A 25,880-nucleotide genomic window follows, 5' to 3' on the forward strand; every position below is an offset into this window, starting at 1 on the left:
ATACTGGGCGCCAACACAGTCGACGTTGAAGGAACCTGTATGCAGTTGGACCCCGCGAGCGGTTGGTGTCAGGGCGTGAATGTATGTCCGTCACCCAACTTCAATGCGCGCCCCACGGGCGAAATTTCCCTGCTGGTGATCCACAACATCAGTCTGCCGCCGGCGCAGTTCGCCACCGGCAAGGTGCAGGAATTTTTCCAGAATCGGCTGGATGTCACAGAGCATCCCTACTTTGAAGGGATCGCTGACCTGCGGGTGTCCGCGCACTTTCTGATTGAGCGTGACGGCACTGTCACTCAGTTTGTCTCATGTCTTGAGCGCGCCTGGCATGCTGGCGTGTCGTGTTTCGACGGTCGGGAAATCTGTAACGACTTTTCCTTGGGCATCGAGCTCGAAGGCACGGATGACCTACCGTTCACCGACGCTCAATATGAGGCGTTGACGGCCCTGACCTTGCAGCTGCAAAGCACTTTCACGGCCATCACCGCACAGCGCATCTGCGGACATAGCGACATCGCGCCGGGGCGCAAGACCGATCCGGGGCCGGCGTTCGACTGGGCTCGTTATCGCACCGCCTTGGCGCGCCGCCCTGGCTAAAGAGGAACAAGAATGAGTTTTCTGGTGTTGCTGTTGGCGGTGTGGATCGAGAAATTCTCGGCCCTGCGCCATCGGATTCAACGTGACGGTGGCTGGGTACGCGAGCTTCACAAGCTTGAAGTCAGCCCGCGTCTGGCCAACCGTCCGTGGTTGATGTTGGTGATTCTGGTGTTGCTGCCGGTGGCGCTGCTGGGCTTGCTACTGGTGGTTCTGGAGCCGGTGGCTTACGGACTGTTGGCGTTGCCGGTGCATTTGCTGGTGGTCATCTACAGCCTGGGTCGCGGCGATCTGCTGGCCGGTCTCGGGCCGTTTCGCGATGCCTGGCGCCGGGAAGACCTGCAGGCCGCCGCTCACGTGGCACAGCGCGACCTGGATATTTGCGCCGACAGCGGCGAACAACTGCTGGAGCGGGTGGAAGGGCATCTGCTCTGGGAGGCCTACCAGAGCTTTTTTGCGGTGATTTTCTGGTACTTCCTGTTGGGCCCGGTGGCGGCGTTGAGCTATCGACTGCTGGCACTTGCCGAAGAACACGGGCAGAACCTCGCTGTCGTCGAGCGCGCCGCACAATTACGCCACGCGTTCGATTGGGTGCCGGTGCGTCTGCTGGCGGCCAGCTTCGCGTTGGTCGGCAACTTTGTCGCGGTCAGCCGGGTGATGCTGCACGAACTGCTGAACTGGAACATCAGCGCCGCCCAGTTGATCGAGAAGGTCGGGCTGGTGGCCGGTGAAATTCCTGCGCCGGTGGTCGGGCCGGACGGCATCAACAGTCTCGACCGGATCTGGGAATTGCTGCTGCGAGCGGCGGTGCTCTGGTACGCCGGTTTTGCGCTGTGGACCGTCCTTCCCTAAGTACACCGACCTCTGTAGGAGCAGAGCTTGCTCGCGAAGACGGTGTGTCATTCAACAGTTAAGTTGCCTGACACACCGTCTTCGCGAGCAAGCTCTGCTCCTACAAGGACCGTGCCCTCTCTCACGTTAACCTTAAGTTACAAAACCTCCCGCCGATTTAAGCTATACAGAGATAGCACTGAATAGTGGCTATCTGCTGTCTGTCTGTGCCTGCCAATAAAAATAAGAATGCAAAGGGAGACTTCCAGTGAAGAGCTTGCTCTATCCCGCCGTCGCGCTAATGAATCGCCTGAGCTTCGGCATGAAGTTCAGCCTGATCAGCGTTCTGTTCCTGGTGCCGATGCTGGTGACCAACTTTTACCTGGTGCGCGATTCCTATCGTGAATTCCAGGGCACTCAGGTCGAACTGCAGAGCCTCGACCTGCTGGGCAGCAGCCTGACCTTGCGACGCGACCTGGAAACCCTGAACAATCTGGTGCAGATCAACGTCACCCTTGGCCAGTCCGGCAAGGCAGGAAATGTCGAGTCCAAGATCAGTGCCCTGGAACAAAGCGTTTTGGCCCGCCTGCAAGGGCTGGCGGCGATGACCACCGATCCAGAACAAATCACGGTTTTTGATGGCAAACGCGATGAAATGATCACCGCGTTCAAGGCCCAGCAAGCAGAAAACTCCCTGCAAAGCAAAAGTGCGCTGATCGGCAAGTTGCTCGGCAATGCACAGATTTTCAGCCAGATCATCGCCAGTCAGGCAGGTTTGAGCCGTGACAGCCAGAGCGACATGCGTCAACTCACTGAACTCATCACCAACGTCACGCCGCCCGTCACTCAGACATTGGGCGATGGCCGGGCAATGGGCTCTTACTCTCTGGGGCAAGGGTTCCTGAATTCTTCTTCGAGCACCCGTTTCGATGAGTTGCTGGCGCAGATCGAAAAGCTGCAGGCCGAGTACGGCCTGAAATTGCAGGACGCGCTGGGCTCAAGCAAAGCGGCGCGTGAAACCCTGACCGCCCAGGCCGAGAGCAGTAAGGCGACGCTGAAAAAAGCCAGTGAACTGTTCGAAGAACAAGTGGTGATGGCAGACACCCTCGATGCGCCGTGGCAGGCCTTCTACGATCAGGTCACCGGCCTGATGGACCAGACTTACCAACTCAACGAAGCCACCCTGAAATTCCTCGATACCCAGTTGCAACAGCGACTGACTCAGAACCGTACGCACATGGTCCTGCAGGCCGTCGCGCTGTCGGTGGTATTTGTGTTGATCTTCTACCTCTACGGCGGCTTCTACGCCTCGACCCGCACCACCCTCAAGCGTCTTGGCGCGATGATGGACAAGGTGGCAGCCGGTGACATGACCGTGACCTTCAACGCCAACAGCCGTGATGAGCTGGGTGAGTTGGGCGAGGTGTTCAACGGCACCGTGAAGAAAATCCATGACTTGATCGAGCGTGTCGGCCACACCGTCGGTGAAGTCGAGCGTCAGGCCGGTCAGGTCGAGAATGTGTCGGCCCAGAGTAACCAGGCCGTCGCGGGGCAGCGCACGCAGATCGAACAGGTCGCCACGGCCATGAATCAGATGTCGGCCACGTCACTGGAGGTGGCCCGCAGTGCTGCGGCGGCGGTCAACAGTGCCCACAGTGTCAACGACGAGACCATCAGTGGGCGCGGTCTGGTGGAGTCGCAACAGGGGAGCATTGCTGCCCTCGCGAGCGAGATCGATCAGTCAGTCCTGGTGATCAATCAACTGGCCAGCGACAGCCAGTCCATCAGTCGCGTGCTGGAGGTGATCAAGAGCATCGCCGAGCAGACCAACCTGCTGGCGCTCAACGCGGCCATCGAAGCGGCCAGGGCGGGCGAGCAAGGCCGAGGTTTCGCGGTGGTGGCGGACGAGGTCCGGACCCTGGCCAAACGCACCCAGCAATCCACTGAAGAAATCGAGCAGATGATTGCCAAACTGCACAGTGGTGTCGGCGCAGCGGTGAAAGCCATGGGCACCAGCCATCAAATGGCCAATGGCACGGTGGGGCAGTCGGAAAAGGTCCAGCAGGCGCTGGAAAATATCCTTGGGGCGGTGGGAATGATCGTCGACCAGAACCAGCAGATCGCCGCCGCCGTAGAACAACAGACCGCCGTGGCGCACGACATCGACCAGAACATCGTCGAGATCAACCGTGCCGGCGAGCGCACCGCCGAAGGCGCGCACCAGACCGAGGATGCCAGTCGGGCGTTGTCGGCTCAGGTGGTGGAGCTGAAACAATTGATCAGCGCGTTCCGGGTTTGAAGCCGCACCGCTTCCTTGTAGGAGCGAGCTTGCTCGCGATGGACGTCAACGATGACTCGTGTTGTCTGGATGAACGCGTCGTTTGAACGTTTTTCGCGAGCAAGCTCGCTCCTACAGGAGGGCCGTATTACCAGTTGAACACTTCACACGCATTGGTCGTGCTGACGGCGGCCAATCGTTCCGGGCTGACCGCCATGATTTCAGCCAGCGCCGAACAGATCGCCGGCAGATGCGCCGGGCTATTTCGCAGACCGGGGAACATCGCGGGCGCCATGTCCGGTGAGTCGGTTTCCAGGACCACCGACTCCAGCGGCAACTCAGCCAACACGCGGTGCATGCGCAAGGCCTGCGGCCAGGTCGCCGCGCCGCCAAGACCCAGCTTGAAGCCGAGCTTGATGTACTCGCGGGCCTCTTCCTTGCTGCCGGCGAAGGCGTGAATGATGCCCGCGCGTTTCAACTTGAAGCGCTTGAGCGTGGCAATCACCGCCGCATGGCTGCGTCGCACGTGAATCAGCGCCGGTAGATTGAAGTCCGCCGCCAGTCGCAGTTGCGCGTCGAACAGGGCCTGCTGGCGCTCACGGTCGAGGGTTTCGATGAAGTAATCCAGGCCGATCTCGCCCACCGCACACAGCTGGCGGTGACCGGCCAGACGGGTCAGCCAGTCACCCAGTTCGTGCAAGTCTTCAGGCCGGTGATCATCCAGATAAACCGGGTGCAAACCGAACGCCGCGTGCAGATCGGGATCGCTCAGCACCAAATCCCAGACTCGCTGCCAATTGGCCTGATAAACCCCCAGCACCACCATCCGCCGCACGCCGAGGGCGCGGCTCTGGGCGAGCAGCGCCTGACGATCCTCGTCGAAGTCCGGAAAGTCCAGATGAGTGTGGGTGTCGATCAGCTCCACGGTTCAGTCCTGGCGAATACGCTGCTTGAAGGTCCGCGCGATGGCTTGCACGCCGGGCTGGTAATCGGACTGCTCGATGGCGGCGAGGGCCAGTTGCAGCGCTTTGTCGGCGATCAACTGGTGCTGCTGGGCCATGGCGTTGACCGGCAGTGGCAGAAAGTCCAGCAGCTGCGTATCTCCGAATGTGCCGAGGCGCAGCGGGCGGGTTTTCATCGGGAAGTCGTGCAGCGCGTCGAATACGCCCTGAAGCAACACGTAGGACGTGGTCACCAACGCATCCGGCAAATGACCCAGGCGCTGGAGCATTTCTTCCATCAACTGCCTGCCGCATTCGCGGCTGAACGATTCGCCGTGTTCGATCAGGATCTCGCCTTTGAACCCGGCCAGCGCTTCCTTGAACCCTGCTGCCCGCTCCTGGCTGATGCTCAGTTCAGGGCGTGCGCCGATCAGGGCGATCTGCTTGGGCAGCGGGTCGAGCAGGCTGCGCGTCAATTGCAGGCTGGCTTCGCGATCATCGCTGATCACCGAGCAGAAATGCTCAGGCTCCATGACCCGGTCGATGGCGATGATCGGGATACCCTTGGCTTGCAACTGACGGTAACTGTCGTCACCGGTCGGCAGGCAACTGGCGACGATCAACGCGTCGCAACGCCGGGCGCGGAACAGTTGCAGCAATTGCCGTTCACTATCCGGCGCATCGTCGGAGCTGGCGATCAGCAACTGATAACCGCGGGCCCGGGCACCTTGCTCCAGCAGTTTGGCGATTCGCGCGTAACTGGGGTTTTCCAGGTCCGGCAAAATGAAGCCCAGGGTGCGGGTGTGCCGACTGCGCAGCCCGGCCGCCTGGGGGTTGGGCGTAAAGCCATGCTGCTCGACGACCGCGCGCACGCGCTCGACGGTGGCACTGCTGATGCGTTGCTGTTCGGCCTTGCCATTGATGACATAACTGGCGGTGGTCACGGACACACCGGCCAGTTGGGCGATATCACTGAGTTTCAACTCGGGTTTTCCTTGTTTGTCGGCCGACATTTTCGCCAATCCTACCCGATTCAGGCAGGCAACTATTGTCGCAGCCAATCCGACAAGTTGGACTTCAAGGATGGGACATTATCGAGTAACGTGCCAATCATTCTAGATTAAACGTTTCAGCAAGCGTATTTTCTACGTTTCAGGTGCATTTGGCCGGTTCTGCCGTGAAACCGCCAAAAGTGATGATTAAGCGCCTAAGCTGACTCATTCAAAACAATACCTGGCACCTCAAGGTGCCAAAAAGGAGAAAGCATGCTCGAGCTCACGATAGAGCAGATTTCCATGGGCCAGTCGGCCGTGGACAAGTCCGCAGCGTTGCATCTGCTGGCACAACATCTGGTCGCCGATGGCCTGGTGGCGGATGGTTATCTCGCCGGTTTGCAAGCACGCGAAACCCAGGGCTCGACCTTTCTCGGTCAAGGTATTGCCATCCCCCACGGTACGCCGGAAACCCGCGATCAGGTGTTTTCCACCGGCGTGCGGCTGATGCAGTTTCCCGAAGGCGTGGATTGGGGCGACGGTCAGATTGTTTACCTGGCGATCGGCATCGCCGCAAAATCCGATGAACACTTGCGACTCCTGCAACTGCTGACCCGCGCCCTCGGCGAAACCGATCTGGGCCAGGCCCTGCGTCGCGCCAGTTCCGCCGAAGCGTTGCTGAAACTGCTGCAAGGCGCGCCGCAGGAGCTGGCGCTGGATGCACAGATGATCGGCCTGGGTGTGTCGGCCGATGACTTCGAAGAACTGGTCTGGCGCGGTGCCCGTTTGCTGCGCCAGGCAGATTGTGTGAGCAATGGTTTCTCCGCCGTGTTGCAACAGGTCGAAGCGCTGCCACTCGGCGATGGCTTGTGGTGGTTGCACAGCGAACAGACGGTCAAACGCCCGGGCCTGGCGTTCGTCACCCCGGATAAACCGATGCGTTATCTTGGTCAGCCGCTGAGTGGCCTGTTCTGTCTGGCCAGTCTCGGCGAGGCGCATCAGGCCTTGCTCGAACGCCTTTGCGCGCTGCTGATCGAAGGCCGTGGCCATGAACTGGGCCGCGCCACCAGCAGCCGCAAAGTCCTCGAAGTGCTCGGCGGCGAACTGCCGGCGGACTGGCCGAGCGCGCGCATTGCTTTGGCCAACGCCCACGGTTTGCACGCACGCCCGGCGAAAATCCTCGCGCAACTGGCGAAGAGTTTTGAAGGCGAGATTCGCGTACGCATTGTCGACGGACAGGACAGCGCGGTGTCGGTGAAGAGTTTGAGCAAGTTGCTCAGCCTCGGCGCCCGTCGCGGTCAGGTGCTCGAATTTATCGCCGAGCCGAGCATTGCCGCCGACGCCTTGCCAGCCTTGCTGGTCGCGATTGAAGAAGGGCTCGGTGAAGAAGTCGAGCCATTGCCTGCCGTGAGCCAGCAGCGCGAAGTGATTACGGACGTGGCCGAAGTGCTGCTCGCACCGGCGTCCGGTAGCGTGGTTCAAGCCATCCCGGCAGCGCCGGGCATTGCCATCGGCCCAGCGCATATCCAAGTGCTGCAAACCATCGAATACCCGCTGCGCGGTGAGTCCGCCGCCATTGAGCGCGAGCGTCTCAAGCAAGCACTGGCAGATGTGCGTCGCGACATCGAAGGCTTGATCGAGCGCAGCAAGTCCAAAGCCATCCGCGAGATTTTCATCACCCACCAGGAAATGCTCGACGACCCGGAATTGACCGATGAAGTCGAGACTCGCCTCAAGCAGGGCGAAAGCGCTGAAGCGGCATGGATGGCGGTGATCGACGCGGCGGCGAAACAACAGGAATCGCTGCAGGATGCCTTGCTCGCTGAGCGCGCGGCAGATTTGCGTGATATCGGCAGACGAGTGCTGGGGCAACTGAGCGGCGTCGAAACCCCGAGCGAACCCGATCAACCGTACATTCTGGTGATGGACGAAGTCGGTCCTTCCGACGTGGCGCGTCTCGATCCAACCCGCGTCGCCGGCATTCTCACCGCCCGTGGCGGCGCTACCGCGCACAGCGCCATCGTCGCCCGCGCGCTCGGTATTCCGGCGTTGGTCGGTGCAGGTGCGGCGGTGTTGCTGCTGGCGCCGGGTACGCCGTTACTGCTCGATGGCCAGCGCGGTCGCTTGCATGTAGACGCCGATGCGGCGACCTTGCTGCGCGCCACCGAAGAGCGTGACACCCGCGAGCAACGCTTGAAAGCGGCTGCCGAACAACGTCATCAACCGGCACTGACTACCGACGGTCACGCGGTGGAAGTGTTCGCCAACATCGGTGAAAGCGCTGGCGTCACCAGCGCAGTGGAGCAGGGCGCCGAAGGCATCGGCTTGCTGCGCACCGAGCTGATTTTCATGGCCCACTCGCAGGCGCCCGACGAAGCAACTCAAGAAGTCGAATACCGTCGTGTGCTCGATGGCCTCGCCGGTCGGCCGCTGGTGGTGCGCACCCTCGACGTCGGTGGTGACAAGCCGCTGCCGTATTGGCCGATTGCGAAAGAAGAAAACCCCTTCCTCGGCGTGCGCGGCATTCGCCTGACCTTGCAGCGTCCGCACATCATGGAGGCGCAATTGCGCGCCCTGCTGCGTGCCGCCGACAACCGCCCGCTGCGCATCATGTTTCCGATGGTTGGCAGCGTCGATGAGTGGCGTCAGGCGCGGGACATGACCGAACGACTGCGTCTGGAAATCCCGGTTGCAGACCTGCAACTGGGGATCATGATCGAGGTGCCTTCGGCGGCATTGCTGGCGCCGGTGCTGGCCAAAGAGGTCGACTTCTTCAGCGTCGGTACCAACGACCTCACTCAATACACCCTGGCCATCGACCGTGGTCATCCGACCTTGTCCGCCCAGGCTGACGGCTTGCACCCGGCGGTGCTGCAACTGATCGACATCACCGTGCGCGCGGCCCATGCCCATGGCAAATGGGTCGGCGTGTGCGGCGAGCTGGCGGCCGATCCGCTGGCGGTGCCGGTGCTGGTCGGTCTCGGCGTGGACGAGTTGAGCGTGTCGGGCCGCAGCATTGCCGAGGTCAAGGCGCGCATCCGCGAACTCAGCCTGACCCAGACTCAAACCCTTGCCCAACAGGCCCTGGCCGTCGGCAGCGCGAATGAAGTACGCGCATTAGTGGAGGCCCTGTAATGGCCAAGATCCTGACCCTGACCCTCAACCCGGCGCTGGACCTGACGGTGCAGTTAGCGCGCCTTGAACCCGGTCAGGTCAATCGCAGCGACGAGATGCACACCCACGCCGCCGGTAAAGGCGTGAACGTGGCGCAGGTGCTGGCGGACCTTGGGCATCAGCTCACCGTTAGCGGTTTCCTCGGCGAAGACAATCTCCAAGCGTTCGAAACCCTGTTTGCCAAACGCGGTTTTGTCGACGCGTTTATCCGCGTCCCCGGCGAAACCCGCAGCAATATCAAACTGGCGGAAAGTGATGGGCGCATCACTGACATCAACGGCCCGGGGCCGATGGTCAGCGAGGCGGCGCAGCAGGCGTTGCTTGATCGCCTCGATCAGATTGCGCCCGGTCATGATGCGGTTGTCGTTGCCGGCAGCCTGCCTCAAGGCATCAGTCCCGAGTGGTTGCAGGCGCTGATCGTGCGCTTGAAAAATCTTGGCTTGAACGTCGCGCTGGACACCAGCGGCGAAGCGTTGCGGGCGGCGCTAAAGGCCGGCCCGTGGCTGATCAAACCGAACACCGAAGAACTGGCCGAAGTGCTCGGTTGCGAAGTGATTTCGGTCGCGGCTCAAGCCGAAGCTGCGAGCCGCTTGCATGCGCAAGGCATCGAGCACGTGGTGATTTCCCACGGTGCCGATGGCGTGAACTGGTTCAGTGTCGGCTCGGCGATGCATGCCACGCCACCCAAGGTTAGCGTCGCCAGCACAGTGGGCGCGGGGGATTCACTACTGGCCGGCATGCTTCACGGTCTGCTCAGCGCCGACACGCCGGAACAGACCCTGCGCACCGCCACGGCGATTGCCGCGATGGCGGTGACCCAGATCGGTTTCGGAATCGGCGATGCGGCTCAATTGGCGCGGCTTGAACAGGGTGTGCGCGTGCGTCCCCTGACAGAACAATAAGAGGGTTTGTCATGAAGTTAGCCATTGTTACGGCCTGTCCGAACGGCATGGTCACCAGTGTGCTGTGCGCCCGTTTGCTCGATGCCGCGGCGCAGCGGCAGGGCTGGAGCACCAGCGTCGAAGTGGTGGATGCGGCGCACCCGGAACGCCAGTTGTCGGCGGCCACGATCGAGGCTGCCGAGTGGGTGTTGCTGGTGACCAGCGCGCCGGTGGACATGTCACGATTCGTCGGCAAACGCGTGTTCCAAAGCACCCCGGCGCAAGCCCTGCAAGATGTGGAAGCGGTGCTGCGACGCGGTGCTGAAGAGGCTCAGGTTTACGTCGCCCCCGAAGCCGTGGCCGAGCCAGTCGCCTTCGTTAAAAACGCCCCGCGCCTGGTCGCGATCACGGCGTGCCCGACCGGCGTCGCTCATACCTTCATGGCCGCTGAGGCTTTGCAGCAAGCGGCGAAACGTTTGGGGTATGACCTGCAGATCGAAACCCAGGGCTCGGTCGGCGCGCGCAATCCGCTGAGCGCGGCGGCGATTGCCGACGCGGACGTGGTGTTGCTGGCCTGCGATATCGAAGTCGCCACCGAGCGTTTTGCCGGCAAGAAAATCTACCGTTGCGGCACTGGTATCGCGTTGAAGCAAGCCGAAGCGACGCTGAATAAAGCACTGGCCGAAGGCAAGCAGGAAAGTGCTGCGACCGGCGCCAAAGGTCCGGCCAGGCAAGAGAAGACTGGCGTCTACAAACACCTGCTGACCGGCGTGTCGTTCATGTTGCCGATGGTGGTGGCGGGCGGTCTGATGATCGCGTTGTCGTTCGTCTTCGGCATCACCGCGTTCAAGGAGGAAGGCACACTTGCCGCCGCGCTGATGCAGATCGGTGGCGAGACTGCGTTCAAGCTGATGGTGCCACTGCTGGCGGGTTACATCGCCTACTCGATCGCCGATCGCCCGGGCCTTGCGCCGGGGATGATCGGTGGTCTGCTGGCGAGCACGTTGGGTGCCGGTTTCATCGGTGGGATCATTGCCGGTTTCATCGCCGGTTACGCGGCGCAGGCGATCAATCGGTATGCGCGTTTGCCGCAAAGCCTCGAAGCGCTGAAGCCGATCCTGATCATCCCGTTGCTGGCAAGTCTGTTCACCGGTCTGGTGATGATCTACGTGGTCGGCAAACCGGTGGCCGGGATGCTCGCCGGGCTCACGCACTTCCTCGACAGCATGGGCACCACCAACGCGATTCTGCTGGGAGTGTTGTTGGGCGGGATGATGTGCGTCGACCTTGGCGGGCCGATCAACAAGGCGGCGTATGCCTTCTCGGTGGGGCTGCTGGCGTCGCAAAGTTATGCACCGATGGCGGCGACCATGGCGGCCGGCATGGTGCCGCCGATTGGTCTGGGAATCGCCACGTTCATTGCCCGACGCAAGTTCGCCCAGGCTGAGCGCGAGGCCGGGAAAGCGGCGTTGGTGCTGGGGCTGTGCTTCATCTCCGAAGGCGCCATTCCGTTTGCCGCAAAAGACCCGCTGCGGGTGATTCCGGCGAGCATTGCCGGCGGCGCGCTGACCGGTGCGTTGTCGATGTACTTCGGCTGCAAACTGATGGCGCCGCACGGCGGGTTGTTCGTGTTGGCGATCCCGAATGCGATCAACCATGCGCTGCTTTATTTGCTGGCGATTGTGGCCGGGAGTTTGCTGACGGCGGTGGTTTATGCGGTGGTCAAGCGACCGGAAGTCGTTGAGCTGGCAATAGAGCCCGTCAGCGCCTGACGCAAAACCCTGTAGGAGCCGAGCTTGCTCGCGATGGCGATGTGACAGTTACCGTTTTCGTTGAATGTTGCACCGCCATCGCGAGCAAGCTCGGCTCCTACAGTGATCTCTGTCGTACACAAGATTTGTGTCCAACGCCGTAACCTGTGGGAGCGGGCTTGCTCGCGATGGCGTCAGCGGCAACACCATCAAGCAGGGGTTTTGTACTCATTCTCCCGCTGCAACGCCCGCGCTTGAACCACATCCAGCACAGCGCAGCCTTCACGCATGAGCAGATGCACCGCGCGGGTGATACGCGTCAGATCGCAGTCGGACGTGTTTCTCAGATTCAGGCTGGATAGCGTGTCTGACAAATCGCGAACCACGGTGAAGCGATGCATGGCGCAGGCGGTGAGTTCACTGAGTTCTTTGTGGGTGTTGACGAAGAGCACCGGTGTTTCGGCGTCGTAGGTATCGATCGGGAGGTAACGCGGCATGACTTGGAACATGATGTAACTCCTGTAATTGGAGCTACCACCATTCGCAGCCAAACGAAGAGGGTGGCAGCCATACGCGGGTTGGCCGACCGGGCACAGGAACCGGCACACCCGAAGGTGTCCCACGCACAGCTGCCATAAAACAACACCTCAGGCACAAAGTGCCTGAGGAGGTGTTGCTACGCTGTAGCGTTCCTGCACCGACCGGCCAAGGTCGTTCGCGGTGTTCTCCGCGAGCCCGAACTATGGAGTCGATACCGAAACGCGGCAACAAGATACGTTGTAGGAAACGTCTTGAAAAGTTGTGTGCCTCATGATGATCATTTCCACCCGTGTGAGAGAACGACGCATACCCTGTAGGAGCAGAGCTTGCTCGCGAAGGCGGTGTAGCTGTCGGCATCGTTGGTGAATGTAAAACCCTCTTCGCGAGCAGCTCGGCTCCTACAGGGATTTGTGATGTTGCTGATTTTTGTGTCATGCCCGAGTCACACGGCCATGTTTTAGTTTTTCCTTTTTCAGGGAGAACACCATGAGCGAATTCGACCTCGGTCGCCGTCGTGTCATGCAAGCGGTCGGCGCCGGGCTGTTGTTGCCCGGCCTTGCGCCGGCGGTGATCGCTTCGGTCAAGGATCGGCCGCAACTCACCGATGGCGTGCAGTCCGGCGACGTGCTGGGTGACCGGGCGATGGTCTGGAGCCGCAGCGATCGTCCGGCGCGGATGGTGGTGGAGTGGGACACGCGCAGTGTGTTCGGCAACCCGCGCCGGTTCGTCTCGCCCCTCGCCGACGCCCGTAGCGATTTCACCGCGCGTATCGAGCTCACCGGTCTGCCCGCCGACCAGGCGATTTTCTATCGCGTGCATTTCGAGGACGCCCAGAGCGGCGTCACCAGCGAACCCTGGTTTGGTCACTTGCGCAGCGTGCCGCAGACCCGGCGCGACATCCGTTTCGTCTGGAGCGGCGACACCGCCGGCCAGGGTTTCGGCATCAACCCGGACATCGGCGGCATGCGCATCTACGAAGCCATGCGCTTACGCCTGCCGGACTTCTTTATCCACAGCGGCGACGCCATCTACGCGGACGGCCCGATACCGGCGCAACTCACCACCGAAAGCGGCCGCGTGTGGCGCAACATCACCAGCGAAGCCAAGAGCAAAGTTGCCGAAACCCTCGACGAGTATCGTGGCAATTACCGTTACAACCTGTTGGACGAAAACGTTCGCCGCTTTAACGCTGAGGTGCCGCAGATCTGGCAATGGGACGACCATGAAGTGGTGAACAACTGGTCGCCGGGCAAGCAACTGGATGAGCGCTACAAGAGCAAAGATATCCACAGCCTGGTGGGCCGTGCGCGGCAGGCCTGGCTCGAATATGCACCTCTGCGTTTGCAGAGCGCCGATAGCGGCGGGCGGATTTATCGCAGGCTCGGTTACGGGCCGATGCTCGATGTGTTTGTGCTCGACATGCGCAGTTATCGCGAGGCCAACGACGACAACCTTGGCGCCGTCAAACCATTCCTCGGTCGTGAACAACTGGACTGGCTCAAGCGTGAATTGAAAGGTTCTCAGGCCCAGTGGAAAGTCATCGCCGCCGACATGCCGATCGGCCTCGGCGTGCCCGATGGCGAAGTCAGCCCCGGCGTGGCGCGCTGGGAAGCGGTGGCCAACGGTGATCCCGGAGCGGCGCAGGGGCGTGAGCTGGAAATCGCTGAGCTACTTGGATTCCTGCGGGCGCAACAGGTGCGCAATTTCGTTTTCCTGACGGCGGATGTGCATTACTGCGCAGCCCATCATTACCACCCGGATCGTGCGGCGTTTCAGGACTTTGAACCGTTCTGGGAGTTTGTTGCCGGGCCGTTGAATGCGGGGAGTTTTGGACCTGATCCGCTGGATAAAACCTTTGGGCCGCAAGTGGTGTTCGAGAAGGCGCCGCCCGCGCAGAACATGTCGCCGTTTGCCGGGTTTCAGTTTTTTGGCGAGGTGAATATTGAGGGAACGACAGGGGAGATGAGTGTGGTGTTGCGGGATTTGGATGGGGTGGCGGTGTTTGAGCAGAAGTTGCAGCCGGTTTGACGACACCGATCCCTTGTAGGAGCCGAGCTTGCTCGCGATAGCGATCTGACAGACAACACCCATGTTGGATGTCAGATCGCTATCGCGAGCAAGCTCGGCTCCTACAGGGTTGGAGGGGGGTCAGTAAACGTCGCGGCGGTAGCGGCCTTGTTCGATCAGGCGGTCAACCTCTTCAATCCCCAGCACTTCGTTGAGCACGTGATCCACCCCTGAAGCCATCCCCTGCAAGCTGCCGCAGATGTAAATCACGGCACCGTCGGCCAGCCATTGCTTGAGCAGATCGGCCGATTCACGCAAGCGATCCTGCACGTAGATTTTTTCGGCCTGATCCCGCGAAAACGCCAGGTCCAGACGCTCGATGTCCCCCGAAATCAGCCACTCTTCCAGCTCGGCGCGGCACAGGTAGTCGTGCTCGCGATTGCGCTCGCCAAACAGCAGCCAATGACGTTGCTGCCCATCGGCGATTCGCGCCTTGAGCAAACTGCGCAGCCCGGCCAGGCCGGTGCCGTTGCCCAGCAGGATCATCGGCACCGGTTCGACCGGCAGATGGAAACCGCTGTTGCGTCGTACGCGCAAACTGATGGTGCTGCCCACGGGTGCGTGTTCGGTCAGCCATCCGGAACCGATACCCAGACTGCCGTCGTGATGCAGCTCCTGGCGCACGATCAGTTCCAGCACGCCGTCGGCGGCAATCGAGGCGATGGAGTATTCGCGCATGGCCAACGGCACCAGCGCGTCCACCAGTGCTTGCGCGTGCAGGCCAACGAGATGGGCGCGGTTCTCGGGCAATTGTCGACTGGCGAGGCCTTGTTCCAGAGATTGCGACAAGTCATCGAGCATCACCGCGGCCCGACCATCAATGCCCAGGCCGTCGAGGAAATGTTCGATCGCCCACGGGCAGTTGCGTGGCAACACTTCCACCAGATCACCGGCCAGCCAGCTGCTGGTGGTCGGGGCCGCGAGACCCAGCAGGTACACCGGCGAACCGCTGCTGTCCGGGTTCATCAATTCGCGGCGGGTGAGTGTCCAGTTGTCGTAGCTCGGCGCTTGCCAGGTGTCCACGGGCGCCTGTCCGGTCAGCAGGCCGAGTTGTTGCTGCCAGTGACGCAAGGCGTAAGGGTCGCCGCAATCGACTTCCACGGGCGCGAACAGGTTCTTGCCGCCGTGCTCGCCGAGCCAGGTGTGCAATCGGCGGGCGAAACCGCAGAAGTGCTGATACTGGCGATCACCGAGTCCGAGCACCGCGTAATTCAGGCTCTCCAGGCTCAACGCGCGCCCCAGCACCTTGCGTTCGAAACCGCGGGCGCTGTCCGGTGCTTCGCCGTCGCCGAAGGTACTGACCACGAACAGAGCGTTGCTCGAATCATGCAGGTCCTGTTCGCTGACATTCGCCAGCGGTGAAACCTTCACCGGCAGACCGGCAGCCTGCAATTGCCCGGCGGTCTGCCAGGCCAGTTGCTCGGCAAACCCGCTCTGGCTGGCGAAACCGATCAGCCACGCCGGCGCGTCGTTGCCCGGTTGTGCGAAACCTTTGCGGGCGTCCTTGATCTGCTTTTTCTTGCGCCGACGATCCAGGTACAGCAACCAGCCAGTGATGAAAAACAGCGGCATGGTCAGCGCGCTGATCGTCAGGATGATCCGCCCGACAATCCCGAAGTAACTGCCGACGTGCAGCGCGTAAATGCTGGTCAGTAGCTGCGCCTTGAGGCTCTTGTCGCTGTAGCGGTCGTGGCGTTTGACGATGCCGGTGGCTGGATCGAGGGTGATCTGGTTCAGCGCGCGGTCGTGTGGCGAGGAGTTCAACAGGTAAAACACGGTCGCCGGTTGCCCGGCTACGGGCGGCATGCGGATGTTGTAGGCGCTCAGTGCCGGACCGGCAGCGCTGTAGATGCTGCTCCACATCGCGCCGTAATCGGCGGTCGGTGCCGGGCCTTCGGGCGCCGGGCCACGATTGCGAACCCGCTCGTTCTGCGGTGAATCGGACAGCAATCGGGTCAGGCCTTTGTTGTACCACTCGTAAGACCAAGACAAACCGGTCAGCGCCGCCAGGAGGTAAAACACCAGGCACCAGGTGCCGGCCACCGAGTGCAAATCCCAATTGAAGCTGCGGCCCTTTTTCTTCCAGTCGAGGGTCAGCCAGGCGCGCCAGCTTTTCCACTGGCGCGGCCAGCGCAGGTAAAGGCCGGACAGGCAGAAAAACACCAGGATCAGCGTACAGGCTCCGGTGATCTGCCGACCGGTATCGCCCATGGCGAGGAAACGGTGCAGTTGCAGCATCAGGCCGAAGAAATCCTGGCCGGTGGCGTCGCCCGTGAATTGCGCGGTGTAGGGATCGAAGTAGCGCATCTCCCCGCGACGTTCGCCCGGCGGCGGTGTGAAGATCACCCGCGCGGCGTTGCCGCTGTCGGTGTCGACCCAGAGCATCGAGACTTTCTTGCCCGAGGCGCCTTCGATTTTTTCCACCAGTTCGGCGGGCGGCAGCACGCCGGCAACCTGCTTCTCGACCTGCAACACCGACGGGTTCAGTGCGCGCAGGATTTCATCCTCAAACGACACTGTCACCCCGGTGATGCCCATCAGGGCCAGGACCAGCCCGGCACTGATACCGAAAAACCAGTGCAACTGGAACAGGGTTTTCTTCAACACGTTGCTCGCCTTGTCCGTTCGAAAATTGTCATCACGGCGCGCATTATGCCGTGGGCTGTCGAGAAGCATTCTTTTTTACGCACAAAAGCCCCGTTCATGTGGATGAGCGGGGCCTGGCCCAATGCCAATTCTGTAGGAGCGAGCTTGCTCGCGATGGTCGTCAACGATAACGCGGAAAACCTGACACCCCGCGCTGTTTTCGAGTTCTTCGCGAGCAAGCTCGCTCCTACAGTGTTTGCCGATCAGAAGTGGAAGTTGGCGCTCAGCAGGGCGGTACGACCCGCCGCCACGTGGGCGTAGTGGTTCTGCAGTATCTGGTCGAAGTAACGCTTGTCGGTCAGGTTCTGCACGTTGAGTTGCAGGTCGACGTTCTTGGTCAGGCGATAGCTGGCCATTGCGTCGTAGCGCCAGTAGGACGGGATCTCCACCGAGTTGGCGACGTTGCCGAACTGCGAGTCGACGAACGTGGCGCCGGCGCCGACGGTCAACTTGTCTGGTACCAGGTCGTAGGTCGACCAGAACGTGAAGTTGTTCCGTGGGGTGCTTGGCATGTGGTTGCCTTCATCGGCGGCGAGGGTGGTTTTGACCACTTCGCTTTCCATGTAGGTGTAGCCACCGAAGACCCTCCAGTTACGGGTCAGCTTGCCGGCGTAGCTCAGTTCCAGGCCATTGACCTGCTGTTCGCCGTCCAGCACTTGAGTGGTGCCGCCGTCCGGATCGTTGATCCGCGCGTTGGTTTTCTCGGTGCGGAACAGGGCGGCGGTCAGCGACAGGTCGTCACCGAAGAAGTCCCACTTGGTACCGATCTCGTAATTGCGGTTCTTTTCCGGGTCCAGATCGGTGTTGTTCGCCGCCAGGTCCAGGCCGCCGTTGCCGCTGGTTTCACCGGACGGGTTGCTGGAGGTGGAGTAAGCCGCGTAGATGCTGCCGTTCGGCAACGGGTTGTAGACCACACCGATCTGGTAGTTGACCAGGTCGCTGGTGTTCTCACGGGAGAAGTCGTTCGCTGGCGCTGTGCTGCTGGCGTTGGCGTGGCCGCTGGATTTGACCTGGTAGTTGTCGTAACGCAGGCCCAGGTTCAGGGACCACTGCTCGTTGAACTTCAAGGTGTCGAACACATAAGCGGCGGCAGTTTTGGTGTCGGTGTCGGTGAAAGCAGCGCTGTCGGTGATCCTGCCGTTCCAGTTATCCCCAGGCGTCGGATTGTACAGACTGGTGCAGTCGCCGGAGCGGAAGAGTGCAGGGTTGCACGTCGTGCCGCTGGCAGCCGACGTCAGGATGTACGGGCGGTTGTGGGTGTCCTGATAGGAAAACTCAAGGCCGGTGACCAGGCTGTGCTCGATGGCGCCGGTGTTGAACCTGGCACTCAGGTCTGTCTGGTTGATCCAGCCGCTGGACGTTGAATTACGGCTCTTGGCGCCACGGTACACACTGCCCCTGGCGACGTTGCCCTTGCTGTCGTCCGGGTTGGTGACGATGTAGTCCAAAGTCGAACGGGACATGCGGAAACTGTTGGACACGGTCAGGTCATCATTCAGATCGTGCTCGATCTTGATGGTGCCGCTGTCATTGGTGGTTTCGCGATAGTCGCGATTGGTCAGGCCGTAGAAATTGTCGCGGTCGACATGCGCCGGTTTGTCGACGTTGTACTTGCTGCGGGCCGGGTTCAGGGTCAGCGGAATGCCGTAGTCCGGCATGTCGTCGGTTTCGACGTGGTAGTAACCGAGGGTCACACGGGTGTCGGTGCCCAGGCCGAAAGCGAACGTCGGCGCCACACCCCAGCGGCTGACGTCCACGGTGTCACGGCCGGCGACATTGGCTTCGTGTTTCATCAGGTTCAGGCGGAAGGCCGAGGTGTCGGTCATCTGCTGGTTCAGGTCGAGTGTGGTGCGCTTGGTCTGATCCGAGCCCCAGGTGAAGCCGCCGTTGTAGAAACTGCCCAGTTTGGCGGTCTTGCTCACCAGGTTCAGGCTGCCACCGGTGGAGCCGGCGCCGGTGAAGGCCGATCCCGGGCCTTTGCTGACTTCGATCGATTCTACGTTAAAGATTTCGCGGCTCTGGGACGCCGGGTCGCGCATGCCGTCGACGAAGGTGTCGCTTTCAGCGTTGAAGCCACGAATGATCGGACGGTCGCCCGCCGGGTTGCCGCCTTCGCCAGCACCGAAGGTGATGCCCGGTGTGGTGCGCAAGGCGTCGACCAGGCTGGTGGCGCCCGTGTCGCGGATCACCTGCTGCGGAATCACGGTGACGCTTTTCGGTGTTTCGCGCAGCGGTGCGGTGTATTTCTTGTTGGCTGAGGTATCGGTCTTGTAGGAGGTGTCGTCCTGAGCTTCGCCGCTGATAGCGGTAGCGCCCAGGGAAATCACGTTGCCCGGTGCATTTTCATCGGTTTTTTCAGCCGCGAAAACCATGTGCCCCGCGGAGCTGGCAGTGATCGCCACGCCAATTGCAGAAGCGAGTAAACGCGGTGAACTGACCGGTAATTGTAGTTGTTGGCGTGACATGTGAATTCCCCTCCCCAAGGATTTGAGGCCGCGGAATATAGGGTAAACGCGTCTATGTATCAATTGCGAAACGTTTCTATTCGTACTGAATTTACATTCTTTACAATTTACCCTTACGGTTTTTGGTGTTTCGTTCGTCGTGGGGGTTTTACAGAGTCAATAAGAATCAATACCATTACCGCTCTTTTGCCTTCAGGTGTATTTCCATGCTGCTGCACATCCCCGGCGTGTTCGCTAAAGAAGAAGTGCAGCGCATCCGCGAGGCTCTGGAACAGGCGGATTGGGCGGACGGAAAAATAACCGCCGGTTACCAGTCGGCCAAGGCCAAGCACAATCTGCAACTGCCGGAAGGTCATCCGCTGGCCAAGGAAGTCGGTGCGGCGATGCTGGAGCGGTTGTGGAAAAATCCGCTGTTCATGTCCGCGGCATTACCGCACAAGGTTTTTCCTCCATTGCTGAACTGTTACACGGCGGGTGGCAGTTTCGACTTTCATATCGACAATGCCGTGCGTCAGCCCAAAGGCAGCATCGAGCGCGTGCGCACCGACCTGTCGGCCACGCTGTTCTTCAGCGAGCCGGAGGATTACGACGGCGGTGAACTGGAAATCCAGGACACCTTCGGCACCCAGCGGGTGAAATTGCCTGCGGGCGACATGGTCCTGTATCCCGGCACCAGCCTGCACAAGGTCAATGCCGTCACCCGTGGCACTCGCTATGCCTCATTCTTCTGGACCCAAAGCCTGGTCCGCGAAGACAGCCAGCGCGCGCTGCTGTTCGAGATGGACGGGGCGATCCAGCAGCTGACGCAGGAGTTGCCGGATCACCCGTCGCTGATCCGCCTCACGGGCACGTATCACAATCTGCTGCGTCGCTGGGTCGAGGTATGAGTTATCAATTGCGCCGCAAAGAAGTGCTCGACGGCGATCATCTCAAAGCCATGCTCAATGAAAGTCCCGCTCGCGCGGCTCAGGCGATTCTGATCGCTGCCCGCGAAGGCGTGCTCGATGCTCAGGCCTTGCTCGGTCAAATCCTGCTGGATGGGCAGGGCATTGAACTGGATCAAAAACTGGCGGTGCGCTGGTTCCAGATCGCCGCGCAGCGCGGGCACTTGATGGCGCGCAACATGCTCGGCCGTTGTCATGAACATGGCTGGGGCTGCGAGGCCGACGCTTCAGTCGCTGCCAGGCATTATCGAGTCGCCGCCGAAGCCGGACTGGATTGGGCGATGTACAACTACGCCAATCTGCTGGCGACCGGGCGCGGCGTGGACGAGGACCAGATCCAAGCGCTGAATCTCTACCGTCGCGCTGCGGAACTGGGCCATGCGAAGTCGATGAATCTGTTGGGACGTTATCTGGAAGACGGGCGGGTTTGTCCGGCAGATCCGCAAGCTGCGCGTGATTGGTATCGACGTTCGGCAGCTGGCGGAGATTTTCGCGGGCAGTTCAGTTACGCCGCCGTGCTGGCGGATGAAGGCAATATCGATGAGGCCCTGAGATGGCTGCACAAGGCACTGGACGGTGGCAATCTGAATTTCCTGCGGGTGGCGAGCAAGGCGCTGTTGAGTGCCGTGAATCCGCAAGTTCGTGAATTGGCGGCCCTCTATCATCAACGCGTTGTTCAGATGAGCGATGAGCGGAGCGTATCAGGGGTTGTTGAGTAGGTTTAAATCACTATGATTGGAAACTAATCACCTCTAATCAAATTGCTTCCTGGAGACGAAATCATGGCTGCAACCAAAGTGCTGACTGCCCATGTACCCCTGGAACTGGCGGATAAAATCGATCAGATGGCCGCGAAGATGGAGCGTTCACGGGGCTGGATCGTGAAGCAAGCGCTTGCCGACTGGGTCGATCTGGAAGAGGAACGCAGCCGGCTTACTCGTGAGGCAATGGCTGACGTTGACGCCGGACGCGTGATTGATCATCAGTCTGTCCAGGCCTGGGCAGAAAGTTTGGGTACTGATAAGCCGTTGCCGGTACCGTACTGATGGAGTTGAAGTGGACGAGCAAGGCGTTATCGGATCTCGCCCGACTTTTTGATTTTCTTGCGGTGGTCAATCGTCCTGCGGCAGCCCGCACCGTGGAATCTCTCGTTCAGGCCCCCACGGCCTTACTGAGCAATCCGCGAATCGGAGAGCGAGTCGACGAGTTTGAACCGCGAGATGTGCGACGACTTTTGGTCGGCCATTACGAAATGCGGTATGAGATTCAAGGCTCCACGCTCTATATCCTTCGTCTTTGGCATGTGCGAGAAGACCGATAAAAGCTGCTCCGACAGCCTGGAATGTCAGACACAAAAAAGCCCATGACACGTCATGGGCTTTTTGATTTCTACCTGCAGCGTTTTACACGTAGAACGATTTCAGCGGCGGGAAGCCATTGAATTCAACCGCGCTGTAACTGGTGGTGTAAGCACCGGTCGACAACCAGTACAAACGATCACCGATCGCCAGGTTCAACGGCAAACCGTACTTGTAGTTCTCGTACATGATGTCGGCGCTGTCGCAGGTCGGGCCGGCGATGACCACTTCTTCCACTTCGCCTTTCTTCTCGGTCCAGATCGGGAACTTGATGGCTTCGTCCATGGTTTCGATCAGGCCGGAGAACTTGCCCACATCCGTGTACACCCATCGCTCTACCGCGGTACGGGATTTACGTGCCACCAGCACCACTTCGCTGACCAGGATGCCGGCGTTGGCGATCAAGGAACGGCCCGGTTCCAGGATGATTTCCGGCAGGTCATCACCGAAGTCTTCCTTGAGGAAACGGATGATTTCTTCAGCGTAGGTTTCCAGGCTGTTGGTGCGGGTGATGTAGTTGGCCGGGAAGCCGCCACCCATGTTGATCAGTTTCAGGTGGATGCCGTCTTCTTCTTTCAGACGCTCGAAGATCACTTTGACCTTGGCGATCGCCGCGTCCCAGACGCTGATGTCACGTTGCTGCGAACCGACGTGGAACGAAATGCCGTAAGGCACCAGGCCCAGGTCGCGAGCGAGGATCAGCAGGTCCATGGCCATGTCGGTCTGGCAGCCGAATTTGCGCGACAACGGCCAGTCAGCGGTGGTCGAGCCTTCGGTGAGGATGCGCACGTAGACTTTCGAGCCCGGTGCAGCCTTGGCGATGTTGCGCAGGTCGGCTTCGGAGTCGGTGGCATACAGGCGTACGCCCTTCTCGTAGAAGTAGCGAATGTCCTTGGATTTCTTGATGGTGTTGCCGTAGCTGATGCGATCCGGGCCGACGCCCTGGTTCATCACTTTGTCGAGCTCGTAGATCGAAGCGATGTCGAAGTTCGAGCCTTTCTCTTTGAGCAGGTCGATGATTTCTACGGCCGGGTTGGCCTTGACTGCGTAGTAGACCTTGGCGAATTCGAAACCAGCGCGCAGGTCGTCATAGGCCTGGCTGATCATCGCGGTGTCGATCACCACGAACGGGGTTTCTTGTTTGTCGGCGAAGGCCTTCATTTTCTGGAAGGTATCGCGCGCGAAATAGTCTTCGACGTTGATCGACATGCTGGGAACTCCTACTGGCAAACTGAAATTATCAATGGGTGCAAATGAACGTCCTCCGTATCCCCACTTTGGTTCGCCTACTTCCCAAGGCATGTCGCCGAAAGCAAAAAGGCCACGGGAGGCGGTGCTTCCCTTGGCCTTGCTGTCTCGTCGTCAGTACTTGAGCCGGATGGATCGTTTCCAGCATGGACGTTCGGCGCGAACTTTAGGGCGTGAGGGGCTTGAGATCAACAAAAAATGTCGCGTTTTTGCACGCTTCCGTCGTGCGGTCCCGGACAGCTACTGATGTAACCGACCTGCATGACAGTGTGATGTTCCCCGAATGGAGAGTTTGAGAGGGATTTGTAGGGCTTTTGTGGCGAGGGAGCTTGCTCCCGCTGGGCTGCGAAGCAGCCCCAAAATCAGGCAATGCAGTTCTTCAGAAGGACCGCATTGCCTGATTTACGACTGCTTCGCAGCCGAACGGGAGCAAGCTCCCTCGCCACAGGGGCAGATCAGGCGACAGCAGTCTCTGCTGGCGAAACAATACTGGTCTTGCCCCCACGAGACTTGCCGGAACTCAAATACTCGGCAATCGATTCCTGGGTCACCTCCCCGAGAAACACCCGCTCGGCATCCATCACCGGCAACCACGAGCGATTGAACTCGTACATCCGCGACAGCAGGATGCGCAAATGCTCGTCGTACGCCGCCGTAGCGTTGAACTCGCGCAGGTATTGCGCGCAAGTGCCGGTCTGACGGTGCAGGTCGCGACGACGCACGTAGCCCAGCGCCTCGTTGTCGGAGCAAGTCACCACTACATAACGACGGTCCAGTTCGTCCATCAACTCCAGCGCTTCGGCCACCGGCGTTTCCGGGCTGACCGACGGCGCGTTGTCGGCCGCGTCTTCGGCCTTCACCAGCAACAGACGCTTGAGCGTGCTGTCCTGGCCGACGAAGTTGCTGACAAAGTCGTCCGCCGGGTGCGCGAGCAGCGTGTCCGGGTGATCGATCTGCAACAGTTTGCCGGCACGGAAAATCGCAATCTTGTCGCCCAGCTTGATCGCCTCGTCGATGTCGTGGCTGACCATGATCACGGTCTTGTTCAGCGCGCGTTGCATCTCGAAAAACTCGTTCTGGATCATCTCGCGGTTGATTGGGTCGACCGCGCCGAACGGTTCGTCCATCAACAACAATGGTGCATCCGCCGCCAGGGCGCGAATCACGCCGATCCGTTGCTGCTGACCACCGGACAATTCACGCGGGTAGCGCGTCAGATACTGCTTGGGCTCGAGCTTGATCATGCTCATCAACTCGCGGGCGCGGTCGTGGCATTTCCGTTTGTCCCAGCCCAGCAGGCGCGGGACGATGGTGATGTTTTCCTCGATGGTCATGTTCGGGAACAGACCGATCTGCTGGATCACATAACCGATGTTGCGACGCAGAGTCACAGCGTCGAGGTCGGTGGTGTCTTCTCCGTTGATCAGGATCTTGCCCGAGGTCGGTTTGATCAGGCGGTTGATCATCTTCAGCGTGGTGCTTTTGCCGCAGCCCGATGGCCCGAGGAACACACAGATTTCGCCTTCGTTGACGGTCAGGCTGACCGAGTCCACGGCTTTCACATCTTTGCCGTTGCTTTGGAAGGTCTTGCTGAGGTTTTGAAGTTCGATCATTTGAGCAGTCCTTTTGGAGTCAGCGTGCGTTGCAGCCATTGCAGAAGCAGGTCGGCGAAGATGGCCAGGAGACTGACCAGCACGGCGCCGACGATCAGCATCGACATGTCGCTGCGGCTGATGGAAGCGAGAATGAGTACACCGAGGCCACCGGCGCCGATGGTCGCGGCGATGGTCATGACACCAATGTTCATGACCACGGCGGTACGCACGCCGGCGAGGATCACCGGCACGGCGATGGGCAGTTCGACCATGCGCAAGCGCTGGCCGAAGGTCATGCCGATGCCGCGTGCGGCTTCGCGAATACCCGGTTCGACGCCGGTCAGGGCGAGGTAGGTGTTACGCATGATCGGCAGTAGCGAATACAAAAACACCGCCGTGATTGCGGGCATCGGACCAAGGCCTTGGCCGAACTTGGAGTAGAACGGCAGCAGCAGGCCGAACAGTGCAATCGACGGCACGGTCAGCAGCACCGTGGCGCTGGCTTGCAAAGGGCCGGCGAGCGTCGGGAAGCGTGTCATCAGAATGCCCAGCGGCACGCCGACCAGAATCGCCAATGTCACGGCGATGCCGACCAGGGTGATGTGCTGCCAGGTCAGGTGCAGCACCAGCGGCCAGTCGAGATGGGAAAAGGCGTTCAGAAATTCCATGGCTTTTCCTCCTTAGTTGATTGGATGCTGGCGCAGGAAATCGGCGGCAACGGATGAAGGGCTTTCGTGATCGACATCGACCCGCGCGTTGAGCTGGCGCATGGTTTCGTCATCGAACAGCTCGGCCAGGGGTTTGATCTCTTGCGCCAGTTTCGGATGGGCATCGAGGTAAACCTGACGCACCACCGGCGCGGCGGTGTAGTCCGGGAAGTAGTGCTTATCGTCTTCGAGCAACTTGAGCTTGAAGGCGTTCAGGCGACCGTCGGTGGTGTAGACCAGACCGGCAAACACCTGGCCATTGCGCAGGGCGGTGTAGACCAGCCCGGCATCCATCTGGCGGATGTTGTTGCGGGTCAGGTTCATGCCGTAGAGGTCGACCATGCCGTCCAGGCCGTCGGAACGGTTGGCGAACTCGGTGTCCAGCGCGACGAGGTGATTGGTTTTCGCCTCAGCCTGCAGCACTGTGTTCAGTTCGCTGATGGTGTTGATCTGCGGGTAGGCCTTTGCGGTTTTTTCCGGCAGGGCCAAGGCGTAGGTGTTGCTGAACTTCGACGGGGTCAACCAGATCAGGCCTTTTTTCGCGTCGAGTTCTTTCACCTTGGCGTAGGACTGCGCGCTGTCGAGTTTTTCGGTGACATGGTTGTAGGCCACAAGCGACACGCCGGTGTATTCCCACATCAAATCCAGTTGGCCGCTTTCGTGGGCGCTGCGGGCGAGGTTGCTGCCCAGACCGCCGGTCACCTGGGTGTCATAACCCTTGGTGCGCAGGTATTGGGAGGTGATTTCCGCGAGCAGGGTTTGTTCGGTGAACACCCGGGCGCCGATGCGGATCACCGGTTTTTCAGCGGCTTGGGCAAATCCTGCGAACAGCAGAACGCAGCCTATTAAAAAGCTTAATTTCTTCATA

20 protein-coding genes are annotated in these 25,880 nt (G+C 60.4%); 11 read left to right on the top strand and 9 right to left on the bottom strand.

Going from position 1 to position 25,880, the window contains the following annotated elements:
* Window positions 1-39: 39 nt before the first annotated feature.
* The 3 genes from ampD to ACA066_RS03870 all read left to right on the top strand — a co-directional run bounded on the left by ampD (window position 40) and on the right by ACA066_RS03870 (window position 3,724).
* On the top strand, window positions 40-597 hold the full coding sequence (ampD, locus tag ACA066_RS03860; protein ID WP_497698191.1) for a 1,6-anhydro-N-acetylmuramyl-L-alanine amidase AmpD: 558 nt from the start codon (window positions 40-42) through the stop codon (window positions 595-597).
* Between the two features lie 12 nt (window positions 598-609).
* Window positions 610-1,446: a regulatory signaling modulator protein AmpE gene (ampE, locus tag ACA066_RS03865; protein ID WP_497698192.1), complete on the top strand. Its 837-nt coding sequence runs from the start codon at window positions 610-612 to the stop codon at window positions 1,444-1,446.
* A gap of 247 nt (window positions 1,447-1,693) precedes the next feature.
* Window positions 1,694-3,724: a methyl-accepting chemotaxis protein gene (locus ACA066_RS03870; protein WP_497698193.1), complete on the top strand. Its 2,031-nt coding sequence runs from the start codon at window positions 1,694-1,696 to the stop codon at window positions 3,722-3,724.
* Between the two features lie 127 nt (window positions 3,725-3,851).
* Here ACA066_RS03870 and ACA066_RS03875 read toward each other — a convergent pair whose 3' ends face one another.
* Both ACA066_RS03875 and cra read right to left on the bottom strand, forming a co-directional pair.
* Window positions 3,852-4,628, bottom strand: a complete 777-nt coding sequence (locus ACA066_RS03875; RefSeq protein WP_497698194.1) for a TatD family hydrolase — start codon at window positions 4,626-4,628, stop codon at window positions 3,852-3,854.
* 3 nt (window positions 4,629-4,631) lie between these two features.
* Window positions 4,632-5,627 (bottom strand): catabolite repressor/activator, encoded by a 996-nt coding sequence (cra, locus tag ACA066_RS03880; RefSeq protein WP_497699803.1) that lies wholly within the window; start codon window positions 5,625-5,627, stop codon window positions 4,632-4,634.
* Between the two features lie 282 nt (window positions 5,628-5,909).
* Between cra and ptsP the strand changes: the two genes are divergently transcribed.
* Genes ptsP through ACA066_RS03895 form a run of 3 tightly spaced genes read left to right on the top strand, consistent with a single transcriptional unit; the run spans window position 5,910 to window position 11,463 of the window.
* The gene (gene ptsP, locus ACA066_RS03885; RefSeq protein ID WP_497698195.1) at window positions 5,910-8,771 is read left to right on the top strand and encodes a phosphoenolpyruvate--protein phosphotransferase; all 2,862 of its coding nucleotides are present in this window, start codon (window positions 5,910-5,912) and stop codon (window positions 8,769-8,771) included.
* The gene (gene pfkB, locus ACA066_RS03890; RefSeq protein ID WP_497698196.1) at window positions 8,771-9,712 is read left to right on the top strand and encodes a 1-phosphofructokinase; all 942 of its coding nucleotides are present in this window, start codon (window positions 8,771-8,773) and stop codon (window positions 9,710-9,712) included. The genes ptsP and pfkB overlap by 1 nt, the downstream gene beginning before the upstream one ends.
* Before the next feature lie 11 nt (window positions 9,713-9,723).
* Complete coding sequence (locus ACA066_RS03895; protein ID WP_497698197.1) at window positions 9,724-11,463, top strand: PTS fructose-like transporter subunit IIB; 1,740 nt, start codon at window positions 9,724-9,726, stop codon at window positions 11,461-11,463.
* A 188-nt stretch (window positions 11,464-11,651) separates the two neighbouring features.
* Here ACA066_RS03895 and ACA066_RS03900 read toward each other — a convergent pair whose 3' ends face one another.
* Entirely contained in the window at window positions 11,652-11,951 is a 300-nt protein-coding gene (locus ACA066_RS03900; protein WP_497698198.1) for a hypothetical protein, read from the bottom strand.
* 517 nt (window positions 11,952-12,468) lie between these two features.
* Between ACA066_RS03900 and ACA066_RS03905 the strand changes: the two genes are divergently transcribed.
* Window positions 12,469-14,010, top strand: coding sequence for an alkaline phosphatase D family protein (locus ACA066_RS03905; protein ID WP_497698199.1), 1,542 nt, complete (start codon window positions 12,469-12,471; stop codon window positions 14,008-14,010).
* Between the two features lie 120 nt (window positions 14,011-14,130).
* Here ACA066_RS03905 and ACA066_RS03910 read toward each other — a convergent pair whose 3' ends face one another.
* Together ACA066_RS03910 and ACA066_RS03915 are read right to left on the bottom strand one after the other, a co-directional pair.
* Window positions 14,131-16,656 carry a PepSY domain-containing protein gene (locus tag ACA066_RS03910; RefSeq protein WP_497698200.1) on the bottom strand — a complete coding sequence of 842 codons (2,526 nt, stop codon included), beginning with the start codon at window positions 16,654-16,656 and terminating at the stop codon, window positions 14,131-14,133.
* Window positions 16,657-16,898: 242 nt separating this feature from the next.
* The gene (locus ACA066_RS03915) at window positions 16,899-19,160 is read right to left on the bottom strand and encodes a TonB-dependent receptor (RefSeq protein ID WP_497698201.1); all 2,262 of its coding nucleotides are present in this window, start codon (window positions 19,158-19,160) and stop codon (window positions 16,899-16,901) included.
* Window positions 19,161-19,366: 206 nt separating this feature from the next.
* Between ACA066_RS03915 and ACA066_RS03920 the strand changes: the two genes are divergently transcribed.
* From ACA066_RS03920 to ACA066_RS03935, 4 genes are all read left to right on the top strand, one after another.
* Window positions 19,367-20,047, top strand: coding sequence for a Fe2+-dependent dioxygenase (locus ACA066_RS03920; RefSeq protein ID WP_497698202.1), 681 nt, complete (start codon window positions 19,367-19,369; stop codon window positions 20,045-20,047).
* On the top strand, window positions 20,044-20,823 hold the full coding sequence (locus ACA066_RS03925; protein WP_497698203.1) for a tetratricopeptide repeat protein: 780 nt from the start codon (window positions 20,044-20,046) through the stop codon (window positions 20,821-20,823). Before ACA066_RS03920 ends, ACA066_RS03925 begins: the two co-directional genes overlap by 4 nt.
* Window positions 20,824-20,886: 63 nt before the next feature.
* On the top strand, window positions 20,887-21,150 hold the full coding sequence (locus ACA066_RS03930) for a CopG family ribbon-helix-helix protein (protein ID WP_497698204.1): 264 nt from the start codon (window positions 20,887-20,889) through the stop codon (window positions 21,148-21,150).
* Window positions 21,150-21,425: a type II toxin-antitoxin system RelE/ParE family toxin gene (locus ACA066_RS03935; protein ID WP_497698205.1), complete on the top strand. Its 276-nt coding sequence runs from the start codon at window positions 21,150-21,152 to the stop codon at window positions 21,423-21,425. The genes ACA066_RS03930 and ACA066_RS03935 overlap by 1 nt, the downstream gene beginning before the upstream one ends.
* 82 nt (window positions 21,426-21,507) lie before the next feature.
* Here ACA066_RS03935 and ACA066_RS03940 read toward each other — a convergent pair whose 3' ends face one another.
* From ACA066_RS03940 to ACA066_RS03955, 4 genes are all read right to left on the bottom strand, one after another.
* On the bottom strand, window positions 21,508-22,671 hold the full coding sequence (locus ACA066_RS03940; RefSeq protein ID WP_008024420.1) for a type III PLP-dependent enzyme: 1,164 nt from the start codon (window positions 22,669-22,671) through the stop codon (window positions 21,508-21,510).
* 494 nt (window positions 22,672-23,165) lie between these two features.
* Window positions 23,166-24,323, bottom strand: coding sequence for an osmoprotectant ABC transporter ATP-binding protein OsmV (locus tag ACA066_RS03945; protein ID WP_497698206.1), 1,158 nt, complete (start codon window positions 24,321-24,323; stop codon window positions 23,166-23,168).
* On the bottom strand, window positions 24,320-24,973 hold the full coding sequence (locus tag ACA066_RS03950) for an ABC transporter permease (RefSeq protein WP_007942812.1): 654 nt from the start codon (window positions 24,971-24,973) through the stop codon (window positions 24,320-24,322). Before ACA066_RS03950 ends, ACA066_RS03945 begins: the two co-directional genes overlap by 4 nt.
* 12 nt (window positions 24,974-24,985) lie before the next feature.
* Window positions 24,986-25,879, bottom strand: coding sequence for a glycine betaine ABC transporter substrate-binding protein (locus tag ACA066_RS03955; protein WP_497698207.1), 894 nt, complete (start codon window positions 25,877-25,879; stop codon window positions 24,986-24,988).
* Between the last annotated feature and the right edge of the window lies 1 nt (window position 25,880).

This window comes from Pseudomonas sp. LBUM1651 (genome assembly GCF_059716135.1).